Source organism: Citrobacter sp. NCU1, assembly GCF_010231475.1.
GTDB lineage: Bacteria > Pseudomonadota > Gammaproteobacteria > Enterobacterales > Enterobacteriaceae > Citrobacter_D.
This window is the reverse complement of sequence record NZ_NRDO01000032.1, coordinates 1-18004: the sequence shown is the minus strand read 5'-3', so window position 1 is coordinate 18004 and position 18004 is coordinate 1. Positions and strand designations below refer to the sequence as shown.

Below are 18004 nucleotides of genomic sequence, written 5' to 3'. Positions count from 1 at the left end.
AGGACGCTTTCATGACCTTACACTGCGCATTCATCGGGTTCGGTAAAAGTACCACTCGCTACCACCTTCCGTATGTCCTCAATCGTAAAGACAGCTGGCACGTTGCGCATATCTATCGCCGCAGCGCGAAGCCGGAGGAACAGCATCCGCAGTATTCTCACATCCATTTCACCAGTGATCTCGACGATGTGTTCAACGATCCGCAGGTGACGCTGGTTATCGTATGTACCCACGCTGACAGCCACTTCGATTATGCCAGGCGCGCGCTGGAAGCCGGGAAAAACGTGCTGGTTGAAAAACCGTTTACTCCGACGCTGGCGCAAGCGAAAGTGCTGTTTGAACTGGCGAAAAGCAAAGGGCTGACTGTTACGCCGTACCAGAATCGTCGCTTTGATTCCTGTTTCCTGACCGCCAAAAAAGCGATCGAAAGCGGTAAGTTGGGTGACATCGTGGAAGTCGAAAGTCACTTTGACTACTATCGCCCGGTGGCGGAAACCAAACCAGGTTTACCGCAGGATGGCGCTTTTTACGGTCTTGGTGTACATACCCTGGACCAAATCATCTCGCTGTTTGGCCGACCGGATCATGTGGCCTACGACATCCGTTGCGTGCGTAACAGTGCTAACCCGGATGACACCTTTGAAGCGCAGCTTTTTTACGGCAACCTCAAAGCCATCGTCAAAACCAGTCATCTGGTGAAAATTGACTATCCGAAGTTCATCGTTCACGGGACGAAGGGATCCTTTGTGAAATACGGTATTGACCAGCAGGAGACCAGCCTGAAGGCGAATATTATGCCCGGCGAGCCTGGATTTGCGGCTGACGATTCCGTGGGGCAACTGGAGTATGTGAACGAAGACGGCGTCACCGTCAAAGAAGAGATGACGCCTGAGTTCGGTGACTACGGGCGCGTTTATGATGCGTTGTATGAGACGTTAACCACCGGCAAACCAAACTACGTCAAGGAATCTGAAGTTCTCACCAACCTGGAAATCCTTGAGCGCGCATTTGAGCAGGCTTCTCCAGCGACAATTACCCTCAGCAGATAAGTAAAATCGGCTCCTCTGTGTTTGTTCATAATTTTTGAACAGAGGAGTCAATTTTCACCCTCTATGATCGCAGAAGGATTGGGTCCACACTGAGTCCATCGAAAACATCTGGGGGTGAATACAATGATCTACTTACGTAAAGCAAACGACCGTGGCCACGCAAATCATGGTTGGCTGGATTCCTGGCATACTTTCTCATTTGCCAACTATTACGACGCGAACTTTATGGGATTCTCGGCGCTGCGTGTCATTAACGATGACGTGATTGAAGCCGGTCAGGGCTTTGGGACCCACCCCCATAAAGACATGGAAATCCTGACGTACGTTCTGGAAGGCGCGGTTGAGCATCAGGACAGTATGGGCAACAAAGAGCAGGTTCCGGCGGGCGAGTTTCAGATAATGAGCGCCGGGACGGGGATCCGTCACTCTGAATACAACCCGAGCGACACTGAGCGTCTGCGTTTGTACCAGATCTGGATCATGCCACAGGAAAACGGGATTACGCCGCGTTACGAGCAGCGTCGTTTTGACGCGGTCCAGGGCAAACAACTGGTGCTGTCACCGGATGCGCACGACGGTTCGCTGAAGGTGAATCAGGATATGGAGTTGTATCGCTGGGCGTTGCTGAAAGACGAGCAGTCAGTGCATCAGATCGCCGCTGAGCGCCGCGTCTGGATCCAGGTGGTAAAAGGCAATGTCACCATTAACGGCACGAAAGCGTCGACCAGCGATGGCCTGGCGATTTGGGATGAGCAGGCGATCTCCATCCATGCCGATATCGACAGCGAAATATTGTTGTTCGATCTGCCGTCCGTTTAAATCAGTACCGTTACCTTCCTCAGGCCGGATAAAACGTGTGAGCGTTGTCATCCGGCCTTTCATCGTTTGTCATTAATTTCGCACGTCCGTGATAAACTGCGGGGATAATCCCCTTTATATCTTTCAGGACGATGAAAAAGAAAAGACCCGTACTTCAGGATGTGGCTGACCGCGTTGGCGTGACTAAAATGACGGTCAGCCGTTTTTTGCGTAATCCGGAGCAAGTCTCTGTTGCGCTGCGCGGCAAAATTGCCGCTGCACTTGATGAACTGGGTTATATTCCCAATCGTGCTCCTGATATCCTTTCCAATGCCACCAGTCGTGCGATTGGCGTGCTGTTACCCTCTCTTACCAACCAGGTTTTTGCCGAAGTATTACGTGGAATTGAAAGCGTGACTGATGCCCACGGATATCAGACCATGCTGGCGCACTACGGCTATAAACCAGAAATGGAACAGGAACGGCTGGAATCGATGTTGTCATGGAATATTGATGGCCTGATCCTCACTGAACGTTCCCACACGCCGCGCACCCTGAAGATGATTGAAGTGGCGGGGATCCCGGTTGTGGAACTGATGGACAGTCAGTCTCCGTGCCTCGACATTGCCGTGGGTTTTGACAACTTTGAAGCCGGGCGTCAGATGACCGCCGCGATTATTGCGCGGGGTCATCGCCATATCGCCTATCTGGGGGCGCGTCTCGACGAACGTACTATCATCAAACAGAAGGGCTACGAACAGGCGATGCTGGATGCCGGTCTGGTGCCTTACAGCGTGATGGTGGAACAGTCTTCTTCTTACTCTGCCGGTATTGAGCTTATCCGTCAGGCGCGGCGCGAATATCCGCAACTGGATGGCGTGTTCTGTACCAACGATGACCTGGCTGTCGGTGCGGCGTTTGAGTGCCAGCGTTTAGGGCTCAAAATTCCTGATGATATAGCGATTGCCGGTTTCCACGGGCATGATATCGGTCAGGTCATGGAACCCCGTCTCGCCAGTGTGCTCACGCCGCGTGAGCGGATGGGTAGCATCGGCGCAGAACGCCTGCTGGCGCGTATCCGTGGAGAAACGGTGACACCTAAAATGTTAGATTTAGGTTTCACCTTGTCACCGGGTGGATCTATTTAACTCAACAAGTTTGAAGTAGCTCACACTTATTCACTTCTGGCACGAATGGATATTGCTTCTCTATTTGTCCGGCCGGACAATGTTACCGATAACAGTTACCCGTAACAATTCTCTGAACCTTGTACTGTGGGGGCACCGCTTTGAGCACGACTAACCATGATCACCACGTTTACGTTCTGATGGGCGTATCAGGCAGTGGCAAATCCGCTGTTGCCAGCGAAGTGGCGCATCGACTGCATGCCGCGTTTCTTGATGGCGATTTTCTCCATCCGCGCTGCAACATCACGAAAATGGCTTCCGGCGAGCCGCTGAATGACGAAGACCGCAAACCGTGGTTACAGTCGCTGAATGATGCCGCGTTCGCGATGCAGCGTACCAACAAGGTTTCGCTGATCGTGTGTTCCGCTTTGAAAAAACATTATCGGGACCTGCTGCGTGATGGTAACCCGAACCTCTCTTTCATCTATTTGAAAGGGGACTTTGAGGTGATCGAAAACCGCCTGAAGGCGCGTAAAGGCCACTTCTTCAAAACCCAGATGCTGGTGACCCAGTTTGAAACGCTGGAAGAACCGGGCGCTGATGAGAACGATGTTCTGGTGGTGGATATCGATCAGCCGCTGGACGGTGTTGTCGCAAGCACCATCGAGGCCATTAATAAAAGGCAGTAAGTTTTGAGTACATTAACGTTAGTTTTAACAGCAGTAGGGTCTGTTTTACTGCTGTTGTTTTTAGTGATGAAGGCGCGTATGCACGCCTTCGTTGCTTTGATGGTGGTGTCTATTGGTGCAGGTCTCTTTTCCGGTATGCCGCTCGACAAAATCGCAGCGACGATGGAGAAGGGCATGGGGGGAACCCTGGGCTTCCTGGCGATTGTGGTCGCTCTGGGAGCCATGTTCGGCAAGATTTTGCATGAAACAGGGGCGGTCGATCAGATTGCCGTCAAAATGCTCAAATCTTTCGGCCACAGCCGGGCGCATTATGCGATTGGTCTGGCAGGTCTGATTTGCGCGCTGCCGTTATTCTTTGAGGTGGCGATTGTTCTGCTGATTAGCGTCGCGTTTTCTATGGCGCGTCACACTGGCACCAACCTCGTGAAGCTGGTGATCCCGCTGTTTGCCGGCGTTGCTGCCGCGGCGGCGTTTCTGCTGCCGGGGCCTGCGCCGATGCTGCTGGCCTCCCAGATGCACGCCGATTTCGGCTGGATGATCCTGATTGGTCTGTGCGCGGCAATCCCTGGCATGATTATCGCCGGGCCGCTGTGGGGCAATTTCATCAGCCGTTATGTCGAACTGACTATTCCTGACGATATTACCGAACCGCATTTGGGCGAAGGCAAAATGCCTTCCTTCGGGTTTAGTCTGTCGCTGATCCTGCTACCGCTGGTACTGGTCGGGTTGAAAACCATCGCTGCACGCTTTGTGCCGGAAGGTTCTGATGCTTACCAATGGTTTGAATTTATTGGTCATCCGTTCACCGCGATTCTGGTGGCGTGTCTGGTGGCGATTTACGGCCTGGCAATGCGTCAGGGCATGCCGAAAGACAAAGTGATGGAAATTTGTGGTCATGCGCTGCAACCGGCGGGGATTATTCTGCTGGTGATTGGTGCAGGCGGCGTGTTCAAGCAGGTGCTGGTCGATTCTGGCGTCGGTCCAGCTTTGGGCGAAGCGTTGACCGGTATGGGCTTACCGATTGCCATAACCTGCTTTGTACTGGCGGCAGCGGTACGTATCATTCAGGGTTCCGCTACCGTCGCCTGTTTAACGGCGGTCGGTCTGGTGATGCCGGTGATTGAACAACTGAACTTCTCCGGTGCGCAGATGGCGGCGCTGTCTATTTGTATCGCAGGCGGTTCTATCGTGGTCAGCCATGTGAATGACGCGGGTTTCTGGTTGTTCGGTAAGTTTACCGGGGCGACGGAAGCGCAAACGCTGAAGACTTGGACGATGATGGAAACCATCCTCGGCACCGTTGGCGCGCTTGTCGGTATGATTGCATTCCAGCTTCTGAGCTGATTGCATTGCCCGGTGGCGCTTACGCTTACCGGGCCTACAAACGGGCACATATTCAGACCGTTGCCCGGTGGCGCTTGCGCTTACCGGGCCTACAAACGGGCACATATTCAGACCGTTGCCCGGTGGCGCTACGCTTACCGGGCCTACAAACGGGCACATATTCAGACCGTTGCCCGGTGGTGCTATGCTTACCGGGCCTACAAACGGGCACATATTCAGACCGTTGCCCGGTGGCGCTACGCTTACCGGGCCTACAAACGGGCACATATTCAGACCGTTGCCCGGTGGCGCTTACGCTTACCGGGCCTACGAACGGGCACATATTCAGACCGTTGCCCGGTGGCGCTACGCTTACCGGGCCTACAAACGGGCACATATTCAGACCGTTGCCCGGTGGCGCTACGCTTACCGGGCCTACAAACGGGCACATATTCAGACCGTTGCCTGGTGGCGCTACGCTTACCGGGCCTACAAACGGGCACATATTCAGACCGTTGCCCGGTGGCGCTTACGCTTACCGGGCCTACAAACGGGCACATATTCAGACCGTTGCCCGGTGGCGCTACGCTTACCGGGCCTACAAACGGGCACATATTCAGACCGTTGCCCGGTGGTGCTACGCTTACCGGGCCTACAAACGGGCACATATTCAGACCGTTGCCCGGTGGCGCTACGCTTACCGGGCCTACAAACGGGCACATATTCAGACCGTTGCCCGGTGGCGCTTACGCAAACCGGGTCTACAAACGGGCACATATTCAGACCGTTGCCCGGTGGCGCTTGCGCTTACCGGGCCTACAAACGGGCGCATTTTCAGACCGTAGGCCGGGTAAGCGGGAGCGCCACCCGGCGTAAAGTGAGAGCATCACCCCTTCATCCACATCCGCACACCATCCAGGAACATCTGGGTCGCCATCATCACCAGAATCAGCCCCATCAGACGCTCCAGCGCGTTAACGCCTTTCTCGCCCAACAGGCGTAAAAACAGCGACGATTGCAGCAAAATCACAAACGTCCCGCCCCAGGCGATCAGCAGCGCAATCACCAGATGTCCCATCTGGTTTGGGTATTGATGCGATAACAGCATCAACGATGCAAGGATTGTCGGGCCTGCCACCAGCGGAATGGCCAGTGGCACGATGAAAGGTTCTTCACCTGCAGGAAGCCCGGTGCTGTTGCCCGACGCACTGGGGAAAATCATCTTGATAGCGATCAGAAACAGAATGATGCCGCCGGAGATCGACACGGTTTCAGCACGCAGATTAAGAAATGCCAGAATTTTCTCGCCCGCGAACAGGAATATAAACATCACCAAAAGAGCGATGAACAGCTCGCGAACCATAATCGCGCGTCGGCGTTTAGGTTCGGTATGTTTCAATACGGACATGAAAATGGGCAGATTTCCTAACGGATCCATAATTAAGATCAATAAAACTGCCGCTGAAATGATTTCATTCATAAGTCAAATTCCCAGATAATCAATGCGGACTTTCTGCTCTTGTGAAAAGCGGGATAAGTCGCATTTCTGATGGCTTCGCTATCATTGATTAATTTCACTTGCGACTTTGGCTGCTTTTTGTATGGTGAAGGAGATGTGCCACAGGATACTGGCACACATACACAGCACACATCTCTGCAGGAAAAAACGCTATGAAAAATGTTGGTTTTATCGGCTGGCGCGGTATGGTCGGCTCTGTACTCATGCAACGCATGGTTGAAGAGCGCGACTTCGACGCCATTCGCCCTGTTTTCTTTTCGACTTCCCAACTTGGGCAGGCGGCACCGACGTTCAGTGGTACCACGACTGGCACACTTCAGGACGCCTTTGATCTGGATGCGCTGAAGGCGCTCGATATCATTGTGACCTGTCAGGGCGGCGATTATACCAACGAAATCTATCCAAAGCTTCGTGAAAGCGGCTGGCAGGGTTACTGGATTGATGCGGCTTCTTCGCTGCGTATGAAAGATGACGCCATCATCATTCTCGATCCGGTTAACCAGGATGTCATCACCGACGGTTTAAACAAAGGCATCAAGACCTTCGTCGGCGGCAACTGCACCGTGAGTCTGATGCTCATGTCGCTGGGCGGCCTGTTCGCCAACGATCTGGTTGACTGGGTTTCTGTGGCCACCTACCAGGCGGCTTCCGGTGGCGGCGCACGTCATATGCGCGAACTGCTGAACCAGATGGGTCATCTGTATGGCCATGTCGCCGATGAACTGGCAACCCCTTCTTCAGCTATTCTCGACATCGAACGCAAAGTCACAGCCCTGAGCCGTAGCGGTAATTTGCCGGTTGATAACTTTGGCGTGCCGTTGGCGGGGAGTTTGATTCCGTGGATCGACAAACAGCTTGATAACGGTCAGAGCCGCGAAGAGTGGAAGGGCCAGGCAGAGACCAACAAAATTCTCAACACCTCTTCTGTGATCCCGGTAGATGGTCTGTGTGTGCGTGTAGGCGCGCTGCGCTGCCACAGCCAGGCCTTCACCATTAAACTGAAAAAAGATGTATCTATTCCGACCGTGGAAGAACTGCTGGCGGCTCACAATCCGTGGGCGAAAGTGGTGCCAAACGATCGTGAAATCACAATGCGTGAGTTAACCCCAGCGGCCGTGACCGGCACGCTGACCACGCCAGTGGGTCGTCTGCGTAAGCTGAACATGGGGCCAGAGTTCCTGTCAGCCTTTACCGTTGGCGATCAACTGTTATGGGGTGCAGCAGAACCGCTGCGCAGAATGTTGCGTCAGTTGGCATAACCGTTTGTTAAATACTCAGGGGTGCTGAGTCACCCCTTTTTTGCGTAATACAGGAGTAAACGCGATGTTTCATTATTTATCAGGAGTTAAATAGAGCATTGGCTATTCTTTAAGGGTGGCTAAATACAGTGATGTATTTAGACCTTGCCTGGAGGTGGGACGGCGTAGAAAGGATGCACATTGTGCTATGCCGTTCAGGTCAAAGAAGTGTCGCTACCTGATGTCGAAGATCAGTTGGAAGGGGCGATACCATAAAACAGGATGACAACCATGTCCGTTCGTATCGATAGAGACGTGATTAATGCGCTTATTGCAGGCCACTTTGCGGATCCTTTTTCCGTACTCGGTATGCATCAAACTGACGCTGGACTTGAAGTCCGGGCCTTATTACCTGACGCCACCGAAGTGTGGGTGATCGAACCTAAAACCGGGCGTAAAGTCGGCAAGCTGGAATGCCTCGACTCACGCGGTTTTTTTTGCGGCGTAATGCCCCGGCGTAAGAATGTCTTCCGCTATCAACTCGCTGTTGTCTGGCATGGGCAACAGAATCTGATCGATGATCCCTATCGTTTTGGCCCTCTGCTACAAGAAATGGATGCCTGGTTATTATCTGAAGGCACCCATCTGCGCCCGTATGAAACGTTGGGGGCGCATGCGGATACGATGGACGGAGTTACCGGTACGCGTTTCTCTGTCTGGGCGCCTAACGCCCGACGTGTTTCGGTGGTAGGGCAGTTCAACTATTGGGATGGACGTCGCCACCCGATGCGCCTGCGCAAAGAGAGTGGGATCTGGGAACTGTTCATCCCCGGCGCGCAAAATGGTCAACTGTATAAATACGAAATGATCGACGCGCAGGGCCGTCTGCGCGTTAAAGCCGACCCCTATGCGTTTGAGGCGCAAATGCGCCCGGAAACGGCGTCGCTCATTTGTGGTTTGCCGGAAAAAGTCGTCCAGAGCGAGGCGCGCAAAAAGGCCAACCAGTTCGACGCGCCCATCTCCATTTATGAGGTACATCTCGGCTCCTGGCGTCGTCATACCGACAATAATTTCTGGCTCAGTTATCGTGAACTGGCGGATCAGTTGATTCCTTACGTGAAGTGGATGGGCTTTACGCACATCGAACTGTTGCCTGTTAACGAGCACCCTTTTGACGGCAGTTGGGGCTACCAGCCAACCGGTCTGTATGCGCCGACGCGTCGTTTTGGTACGCGTGACGACTTCCGCTATTTTGTGAATGCCGCGCATCAGGCGGGTCTGAACGTCATCCTCGACTGGGTGCCGGGACATTTTCCGTCAGACGACTTTGGCCTTGCCGAGTTTGACGGCACAAGTTTGTATGAGCACAGCGATCCGCGCGAAGGCTATCATCAGGACTGGAACACCCTGATCTACAACTATGGTCGCCGCGAAGTCAGTAACTTTCTGGTTGGCAACGCCCTGTACTGGATTGAACGTTTCGGGATTGATGCCCTGCGTGTAGACGCCGTCGCGTCGATGATTTATCGCGACTACAGCCGTAGAGAGGGGGAGTGGATCCCCAACGAATATGGCGGCCGTGAGAACCTCGAAGCGATCGAATTTTTACGTAACACCAACCGTATTCTTGGCGAACAAGTGCCCGGCGCGGTCAGTATGGCGGAAGAGTCTACGGATTTTGCAGGGGTTTCTCGCCCGCAGGACATGGGGGGGCTGGGCTTCTGGTACAAATGGAACCTCGGCTGGATGCACGACACCCTGGACTATATGAAGCTGGATCCGGTTCATCGTCAGTATCATCACGATAAGCTGACGTTCGGCATGCTGTACAACTACACCGAAAACTTTGTTCTGCCGCTGTCACATGACGAAGTGGTCCACGGCAAAAAATCCATTCTGGATCGCATGCCTGGCGATGCCTGGCAGAAATTTGCCAACCTGCGTGCTTATTACGGCTGGATGTGGGCCTTCCCCGGTAAAAAGTTACTGTTTATGGGCAACGAATTTGCTCAGGGACGCGAATGGAATCACGACGCCAGCCTTGACTGGCATCTGCTGGAAGGTGGTGACAACTGGCATCACGGTGTCCAACGCCTGGTTCGCGATTTGAACCACACTTACCGTCACCATAAAGCGCTGCATGAACTCGATTTTGACGGGTATGGATTCGAATGGCTGGTGGTGGACGACAACGAACGTTCGGTGTTGATTTTTGTCCGTCGGGACAAAGCGGGCAACGAAATTATTGTCGCCAGCAACTTTACACCGGTTCCACGTCCGGGCTATCGCTTCGGCATTAACCAGCCGGGGAAATGGCGTGAGATAGTCAATACCGACTCCATGCACTATCACGGCAGTAATACCGGTAATGGCGGCGCAGTACATAGCGATGAAATAGCCAGTCATGGTCGCCAGTACTCGCTGAGTCTCACGTTGCCGCCGTTAGCCACCATCTGGCTGATGCGGGAGGGGGAATGAGCCCACTGGCCATCGGCAATGCCACGCCGCATGGCGCAACTTACGATGGTCGTGGCGTTAACTTTACGCTCTTTTCAGCACATGCCGCGCGCGTAGAACTGTGCGTTTTCGATGCGCAGGGGGGCGAGCAGCGCTATGAGCTACCGGGGCGGAGTGGCGATGTCTGGCACGGTTATCTGGCCCATGCCAGACCCGGTCTGCGTTACGGCTATCGTGTATACGGTCCATGGAAACCTGAGCAAGGGTTGCTTTTCAATCCGGCAAAATTGCTGATTGACCCTTATGCCCGTCGGGTGGAAGGCGAACTGAAAGATCATCCGGAGCTACATGGCGGATATGACGCGCCGGATCGCCGTGACAGCGCCGCCTTCGCGCCAAAATGCGTGGTGGTGGCCGACCATTATGACTGGGAAGATGATGCCCCGCCGCGTACGCCGTGGGGCAATTCGGTGATCTATGAAGCGCATGTGAAGGGGCTGACGTATCTGCATCCGGATATCCCGGAGGAGATACGCGGCACCTACAAGGCGCTCGGTCACCCGGTGATGGTGGCCTATTTCAAACAGTTGGGGATAACCGCCCTGGAGTTGTTACCGGTGGTGCATTTCGCCAGTGAACCGCGTTTACAACGGCTGGGGCTGTCGAACTATTGGGGTTATAACCCAATGGCCATGTTTGCGCTTCATCCGGCATATGCCTGCTCCCCGGACACTGCGCTTGATGAGTTTCGCGACGCGGTAAAAGCGCTGCATAAGGCCGGAATTGAAGTCATTCTCGACATTGTTCTTAACCATAGTGCGGAACTGGATCTCGACGGTCCGTTCTTCTCCCTGCGCGGAATCGACAACCGTAGCTATTATTGGATTAAGGAGGATGGTGATTACCACAACTGGACCGGCTGTGGGAATACGCTCAATTTAAGCCATCCTGGCGTGGTGGAGTATGCGTGCGAGTGCTTGCGTTACTGGGTTGAGACGTTCCATATCGATGGTTTTCGTTTTGACCTGGCCTCCGTCATGGGGCGTACACCTGAGTTTCGTCAGGATGCGCCTCTGTTTAGCGCCATCAAAAGTTGTCCGTTGCTCTCAAATATCAAGCTTATTGCTGAGCCGTGGGATATCGGTGAAGGGGGATATCAGGTCGGTAATTTCCCGCCGCCGTTTGCCGAGTGGAACGATCATTTCCGCGACGCCGCCCGGCGTTTTTGGTTGCAACGCAATTTATCGCCTGGCGATTTTGCACAGCGTTTTGCCGCCTCCAGCGATGTGTTTAAACGCAATGGCCGTAAACCCAGCGCAACAGTAAATCTGGTTACTGCGCATGATGGATTTACGCTCAGAGACTGTGTTTGTTTCAATCAGAAACACAATGAGGCAAACGGTGAGGAAAATCGCGACGGCACCAACAATAATTATAGTAACAATCATGGTAAAGAAGGATTAGGCGGTACGTTAGATCTGATTGAGCGGCGGCGCGACAGCATTCATGCCCTGTTGACGACGTTGTTGCTCTCTCAGGGCACGCCGATGTTGTTTGCGGGCGATGAGCATGGTCACAGCCAGCATGGCAACAACAACGCTTACTGTCAGGATAATGTCTTAACCTGGCTTGACTGGCAGCAGGCGAACAGTGGGTTAACCCTGTTCACTGCCGCGTTGATTCATCTGCGCCAGACAATCCCTGCGTTAACCAGGGACAGCTGGTGGGAAGAGAACGACGGCAATGTTCAGTGGCTTAATCAGTACGCACAACCCTTGAGTGCGGATGAGTGGCAAAACGGACCGAAACAGATGCAAATCTTGCTGTCGGACCGTTTTCTGATCGCGATAAACGCCACGCTTGAGGTAACAGATATCGTTTTACCTGAAGGGGAATGGCACGCTATTCCCCCATTTGCTGGAGAGGATAATCCAGTGATTACGGCGGTCTGGCAGGGACCTGCGCACGGACTGTGTGTGTTCCAAAGATGATAAAAAAGGAGTTAGTCATGGTGAGTTTAGAGAAAAACGATCGTTTAATGTTGGCGCGCCAGCTGCCATTGAAGTCTGTTGCCCTGATCCTGGCCGGTGGCCGTGGTACACGTCTGAAAGACTTAACCAACAAACGCGCCAAGCCTGCCGTTCACTTCGGCGGAAAGTTCCGCATTATCGATTTTGCTTTATCCAATTGCATTAACTCCGGGATCCGCCGTATTGGCGTCATCACGCAGTATCAGTCCCATACCCTGGTGCAGCATATTCAACGTGGCTGGTCATTCTTCAGTGAAGAAATGAATGAGTTTGTTGACTTGCTGCCCGCCCAGCAAAGGATGCAGGGCGAAAACTGGTATCGCGGCACGGCTGATGCCGTCACCCAAAACCTGGACATCATTCGACGCTATAAAGCGGAATATGTGGTGATCCTCGCGGGCGATCATATCTATAAGCAAGATTACTCTCGCATGCTGATAGACCATGTTGAGAAAGGGGCGCGTTGCACCGTGGCATGTATGCCGGTGCCTATTGAAGAAGCCAGCGCGTTTGGCGTGATGGCTGTTGATGAGAGCGACAAAATTATCGAGTTCGTGGAAAAACCGGCGAACCCGCCGGCGATGCCAAACGATCCGACCAAGTCCCTCGCCAGTATGGGCATCTATGTTTTTGATGCCGATTACCTCTATGAATTGCTGGCGGAAGATGATGAGAATGACGCCTCAAGCCACGACTTCGGCAAAGATATTATTCCGAAAGTGACCGAAGCTGGCCTGGCGTATGCACATCCATTCCCATTGTCCTGCGTGCAGTCAGACGCTGATGCCGAACCATACTGGCGTGATGTCGGAACTCTGGAAGCGTACTGGAAAGCCAACCTCGATCTGGCTTCTGTCACGCCAGAGCTTGATATGTACGACCAGGAATGGCCCATCCGTACGCACATGGAGCCGTTGCCGCCGGCGAAATTTGTGCAAGACCGTTCCGGTAGCCACGGGATGACGCTCAACTCGCTGGTTTCCGGCGGTTGTATTATTTCCGGTTCGGTGGTGGTGCAGTCGGTTCTGTTCCCGCGGGTGAGGGTGAATTCATTCTGTAACATTGATTCGGCAGTCTTGTTGCCAGAAGTTTGGGTCGGACGTTCCTGCCGTTTGCGCCGTTGCATCATCGATCGCGCTTGTGTGATCCCTGAAGGCATGGTGATTGGTGAAAACGCGGAAGAGGATGCACGTCGTTTCTACCGTTCAGAGGAAGGCATTGTGCTGGTCACGCGTGAGATGCTGCGCAAATTGCAGGTCAATCAGGAGCGATAATGCAGGTTTTACATGTATGTTCAGAGATGTTCCCCCTGTTGAAAACCGGGGGACTGGCGGATGTGATTGGCGCATTGCCAGCAGCACAGATTGCGGATGGCGTGGATGCCCGCGTATTGCTTCCTGCATTTCCTGACATTCGTCGGGGGATCACCGATGCACAGGTGGTGACCCGACGCGACACCTTCGCAGGACGGATCACACTGTTGTTCGGGCATTACAATGGTGTCGGTATCTACCTGATTGACGCACCCCATTTGTATGACCGACCGGGGAGCCCATATCACGACACCAACTTATTTGCCTACACCGATAACGTGCTGCGTTTTGCGTTGCTGGGTTGGGTGGGATGTGAAATGGCCTGCGGGCTTGATCCATTCTGGCGCCCGGATGTGGTGCATGCGCACGACTGGCATGCAGGTCTGGCACCTGCCTACCTGGCGGCGCGCGGCCATCCGGCGAAATCGGTGTTCACCGTACACAACCTGGCCTATCAAGGCATGTTTTATGCAAAGCATATGGATGACATCCAATTGCCGTGGTCGTTCTTTAATGTGCACGGACTGGAGTTTAACGGACAGATTTCCTTCCTGAAGGCGGGTCTGTATTACACTGACCATATTACGGCGGTCAGTCCGACCTATGCGCGTGAAATCACGGAGCCGCAATTTGCCTACGGAATGGAAGGGTTGTTGCAGCAAAGACATCGTGAAGGGCGTCTTTCCGGCGTGCTAAATGGTGTGGACGAGAATATCTGGAACCCGGAAACCGATCTCCTGCTGGCGTCACGCTACACGCGTGATTCGCTGGAAGAGAAAGCGGAAAACAAACGGCAGTTGCAGATTGCGATGGGGCTAAAGGTCAATGACAAGGCCCCGTTGTTTGCGGTCGTCAGTCGCCTGACCAGCCAGAAAGGTCTGGATCTGGTGCTGGAAGCCTTACCCGGTTTGTTAGAGCAGGGTGGGCAACTGGCCTTGCTTGGTGCTGGCGACCCCATCTTGCAAGAAGGGTTTCTTGCTGCCGCCGCAGAGCACCCGGGTCAGGTCGGCGTGCAGATTGGCTATCACGAGGCATTCTCACATCGCATTATGGGTGGCGCGGATGTGATTCTGGTGCCCAGCCGTTTTGAACCGTGCGGCTTAACGCAGTTATATGGTTTGAAGTACGGTACGCTGCCCCTGGTGCGGCGCACTGGTGGGTTGGCTGATACCGTGTCGGACAGTTCTCTGGAGAACCTGGCAGACGGCATAGCCAGCGGTTTTGTATTTGAAGATAGTAATGCCTGGTCGCTGCTCCGTGCGATCCGACGTGCTTTCGTATTGTGGTCCCGGCCTTCGCTCTGGCGTTTTGTCCAACGACAGGCAATGGCTATGGATTTTAGCTGGCACGTCGCGGCGAAGTCATACCGCGAGCTTTACTATCGTTTGAAATAGTTATCCAGGAATCACTTATATGAATGCTCCATTTTCTTATGCATCGCCCACACTCAGCGTAGAGGCTCTAAAGCATTCTATTGCCTATAAGCTGATGTTTACGATTGGCAAAGATCCGGTCATAGCCAATAAACATGAGTGGCTGAACGCCACATTGTTCGCGGTGCGCGATCGTCTCGTGGAGCGCTGGCTGCGTTCTAACCGTGCTCAACTGTCGCAGGAAACCCGTCAGGTGTACTACCTGTCGATGGAGTTCCTGATTGGCCGCACTCTTTCCAATGCGCTGTTATCGTTAGGTATTTATGATGATGTTAAAGGTGCTCTGGAAGGCATGGGGCTGGACCTTGAAGAACTGATTGATGAAGAGAACGACCCGGGCCTCGGTAACGGTGGTCTGGGACGTCTGGCCGCGTGTTTCCTTGACTCGCTGGCAACGCTGGGCCTGCCAGGACGTGGATACGGTATTCGCTACGACTACGGTATGTTCCGACAGAACATTGTCGATGGGCGGCAGAAAGAGTCTCCGGACTACTGGCTGGAATACGGTAATCCCTGGGAGTTCAAACGCCATAACAAGCGTTACAAAGTGCGTTTTGGCGGGCGTATCCAGCAGGAAGGCAAGAAGACGCGCTGGATTGAGACCGAAGAGATTCTGGCCGTTGCCTACGACCAGATCATTCCGGGTTATGACACCGATGCCACCAACACGTTGCGTTTGTGGAATGCGCAGGCCAGTAGCGAAATCAACCTCGGTAAATTTAACCAGGGTGACTACTTTGCGGCGGTGGAAGACAAGAACCATTCCGAGAACGTTTCCCGCGTCCTCTATCCGGACGATTCGACCTACTCGGGGCGTGAACTTCGTTTGCGACAGGAGTACTTCCTGGTCTCTTCGACAATACAGGACATCCTGAGTCGCCACTACCAGTTGCACAAAACCTACGACAATCTGGCGGATAAAATTGCTATCCACCTCAACGACACCCACCCGGTGCTGTCGATTCCTGAACTGATGCGTTTGCTTATCGACGACCACAAGTTCAGTTGGGATGATGCGTTTGAAGTGTGCTGCCAGGTCTTCTCCTACACCAACCACACGTTGATGAGTGAGGCGCTGGAAACCTGGCCGGTGGATATGCTGGGTAAAATTCTCCCGCGTCATTTGCAGATAATCTTTGAGATTAACGACTATTTCCTGAAAACCTTGCAGGAGCAGTATCCCAATGATACCGATTTGTTGGGACGTGCATCGATCATTGACGAGTCTCATGGTCGTCGCGTGCGTATGGCGTGGCTGGCGGTGGTGGTGAGTCACAAAGTGAACGGCGTCTCCGAGCTGCACTCGAATCTGATGGTTCAGTCGCTGTTTGCCGATTTTGCGAAGATCTTCCCGACGCGATTCTGCAATGTCACCAACGGTGTGACGCCACGCCGTTGGCTGGCGCTGGCAAACCCGGCGCTCTCCGATGTCCTGGATGAGAACATTGGCCGTACCTGGCGCACGGATCTCAGCCAGTTGAGCGAGCTTGAGCAGCACTGTGATTTCCCGTTAGTGAACCATGCGGTGCGTCAGGCGAAGCTGGAGAATAAAAAACGTCTGGCAGCGTTGATTGCGCAAAACCTGAATGTGGTGGTGAATCCGAAAGCGCTGTTTGATGTGCAGATCAAACGTATTCACGAGTACAAACGTCAATTGATGAATGTGCTGCATGTGATCACCCGATACAACCGCATTAAGGCAGAGCCTGATGCAGAGTGGGTGCCGCGTGTGAATATTTTCGCGGGGAAAGCGGCTTCTGCTTACTACATGGCGAAACACATCATTCACCTGATCAACGATGTCGCGAAAGTGATCAACAATGATCCGCAAATTGGTGACAAGCTGAAGGTGGTGTTTATCCCTAACTACAGCGTCAGCCTGGCACAGGTGATCGTTCCTGCTGCCGACTTGTCTGAACAGATTTCACTGGCGGGGACGGAAGCTTCCGGCACCAGCAACATGAAATTTGCTCTTAACGGCGCGCTGACGATCGGTACGCTGGATGGCGCTAACGTAGAGATACTGGAGCATGTGGGTGCGGAAAATATCTTTATCTTTGGTAATACGGCGAAAGAGGTCGAGGCGCTGCGCAGTAAGGGCTATAAACCTCGCGAGTATTACGAGAAAGATGAAGAGCTACATCAGGTGCTGACGCAAATTGGCAGCGGTGTGTTCAGTCCGGAAGAACCCACGCGTTATCGTGATCTGGTGGATTCACTGATCAACTTTGGTGACCATTATCAGGTGCTGGCGGATTACCGCAGCTATGTTGACTGTCAGGATAAGGTAGACAAACTGTACCTGCGTCCGGAAGAGTGGACCGCTAAGACCATGCTCAATATTGCCAACATGGGGTATTTCTCCTCCGACAGAACGATCAAAGAGTATGCCGATACCATCTGGCATATAGATTCGGTGCGGTTGTAATACACGATGCCGGGGGCGCTTCGCTTGCCCGGCCTACGGTTATGCAGGCTTGTAGGCCGGATAAGGTGTTAGCCGTCATCCGGCAAAAGGCCCGGGGGCGCTTCGCTTGCCCGGCCTACGGTTATGCAGGCTTGTAGGCCGGATAAGGCGTTAGCCACCATTCGGCAAAAGGCCCGGTGGCGATGATGCTTGCCCGGCCTACGGTTATGCAGGCTTGTAGGCCGGATAAGGCGTTAGCCGCCATCCGGCAAAGGCCCGGTGTCGATGATGCTTGCCCGGCCTACGGTTATGCAGGCTTGTAGGCCGGATAAGGCGTTAGCCACCATCCGGCAAAAGGCCCGGTGGTGATGACGTTTGCCCGGCCTACGGTTATGCACGCTTGTAGGCCGGATAAGGTGTTAGCCGCCATTCGGCAAAAGGCCCGGTGGCGATGATGCTTGCCCGGCCTACGGTTATGCAGGCTTGTAGGCCGGATAAGGCGTTAGCCGTCATCCGGCAAAAGGCCCGGTGTCGATGATGCTTGCCCGGCCTACGGTTATGCAGGCTTGTAGGCCGGATAAGGCGTTAGCCGCCATCCGGCAAAAGGCCCGGTGGCGATGA

12 protein-coding genes are annotated in these 18004 nt (G+C 53.7%); 11 read left to right on the top strand and 1 reads right to left on the bottom strand.

Annotation, left to right across the window (positions count from 1 at the left end; translation table 11 throughout):
* Positions 1-11: 11 nt before the first annotated feature.
* From CJP72_RS09710 to gntU, 5 genes are all read left to right on the top strand, one after another.
* Entirely contained in the window at positions 12-1049 is a 1038-nt protein-coding gene (locus tag CJP72_RS09710; protein WP_162380660.1) for an oxidoreductase, read from the top strand.
* Between the two features lie 123 nt (positions 1050-1172).
* Entirely contained in the window at positions 1173-1868 is a 696-nt protein-coding gene (gene yhhW / locus CJP72_RS09705) for a quercetin 2,3-dioxygenase (RefSeq protein ID WP_162380659.1), read from the top strand.
* Positions 1869-1999: 131 nt separating this feature from the next.
* Positions 2000-2995 carry a gluconate operon transcriptional repressor GntR gene (gene gntR, locus CJP72_RS09700; RefSeq protein WP_162380658.1) on the top strand — a complete coding sequence of 332 codons (996 nt, stop codon included), beginning with the start codon at positions 2000-2002 and terminating at the stop codon, positions 2993-2995.
* A 140-nt stretch (positions 2996-3135) separates the two neighbouring features.
* Complete coding sequence (gene gntK / locus CJP72_RS09695) at positions 3136-3663, top strand: gluconokinase (protein WP_162380657.1); 528 nt, start codon at positions 3136-3138, stop codon at positions 3661-3663.
* 3 nt (positions 3664-3666) lie between these two features.
* Positions 3667-5007 (top strand): gluconate transporter, encoded by a 1341-nt coding sequence (gene gntU, locus CJP72_RS09690; RefSeq protein ID WP_162380656.1) that lies wholly within the window; start codon positions 3667-3669, stop codon positions 5005-5007.
* Between the two features lie 865 nt (positions 5008-5872).
* On the opposite strand, the gene yhgN is transcribed toward gntU, so the two are convergent.
* The gene (gene yhgN, locus CJP72_RS09685; protein ID WP_162380655.1) at positions 5873-6466 is read right to left on the bottom strand and encodes an NAAT family transporter YhgN; all 594 of its coding nucleotides are present in this window, start codon (positions 6464-6466) and stop codon (positions 5873-5875) included.
* Between the two features lie 191 nt (positions 6467-6657).
* Here yhgN and asd point away from each other — a divergent pair, with 191 nt between their 5' ends.
* The 6 genes from asd to glgP all read left to right on the top strand — a co-directional run bounded on the left by asd (position 6658) and on the right by glgP (position 17404).
* On the top strand, positions 6658-7764 hold the full coding sequence (gene asd / locus CJP72_RS09680; protein WP_162380654.1) for an aspartate-semialdehyde dehydrogenase: 1107 nt from the start codon (positions 6658-6660) through the stop codon (positions 7762-7764).
* Positions 7765-8034: 270 nt separating this feature from the next.
* Entirely contained in the window at positions 8035-10221 is a 2187-nt protein-coding gene (glgB, locus tag CJP72_RS09675; RefSeq protein ID WP_162380653.1) for a 1,4-alpha-glucan branching enzyme, read from the top strand.
* Entirely contained in the window at positions 10218-12191 is a 1974-nt protein-coding gene (gene glgX, locus CJP72_RS09670; protein WP_162380652.1) for a glycogen debranching protein GlgX, read from the top strand. The genes glgB and glgX overlap by 4 nt, the downstream gene beginning before the upstream one ends.
* 17 nt (positions 12192-12208) lie before the next feature.
* Positions 12209-13504 (top strand): glucose-1-phosphate adenylyltransferase, encoded by a 1296-nt coding sequence (gene glgC, locus CJP72_RS09665; protein WP_162380651.1) that lies wholly within the window; start codon positions 12209-12211, stop codon positions 13502-13504.
* The gene (gene glgA, locus CJP72_RS09660; protein ID WP_162380650.1) at positions 13504-14937 is read left to right on the top strand and encodes a glycogen synthase GlgA; all 1434 of its coding nucleotides are present in this window, start codon (positions 13504-13506) and stop codon (positions 14935-14937) included. The genes glgC and glgA overlap by 1 nt, the downstream gene beginning before the upstream one ends.
* A gap of 19 nt (positions 14938-14956) precedes the next feature.
* Positions 14957-17404 (top strand): glycogen phosphorylase, encoded by a 2448-nt coding sequence (gene glgP / locus CJP72_RS09655; protein ID WP_162380649.1) that lies wholly within the window; start codon positions 14957-14959, stop codon positions 17402-17404.
* Positions 17405-18004 lie beyond the last annotated feature (600 nt).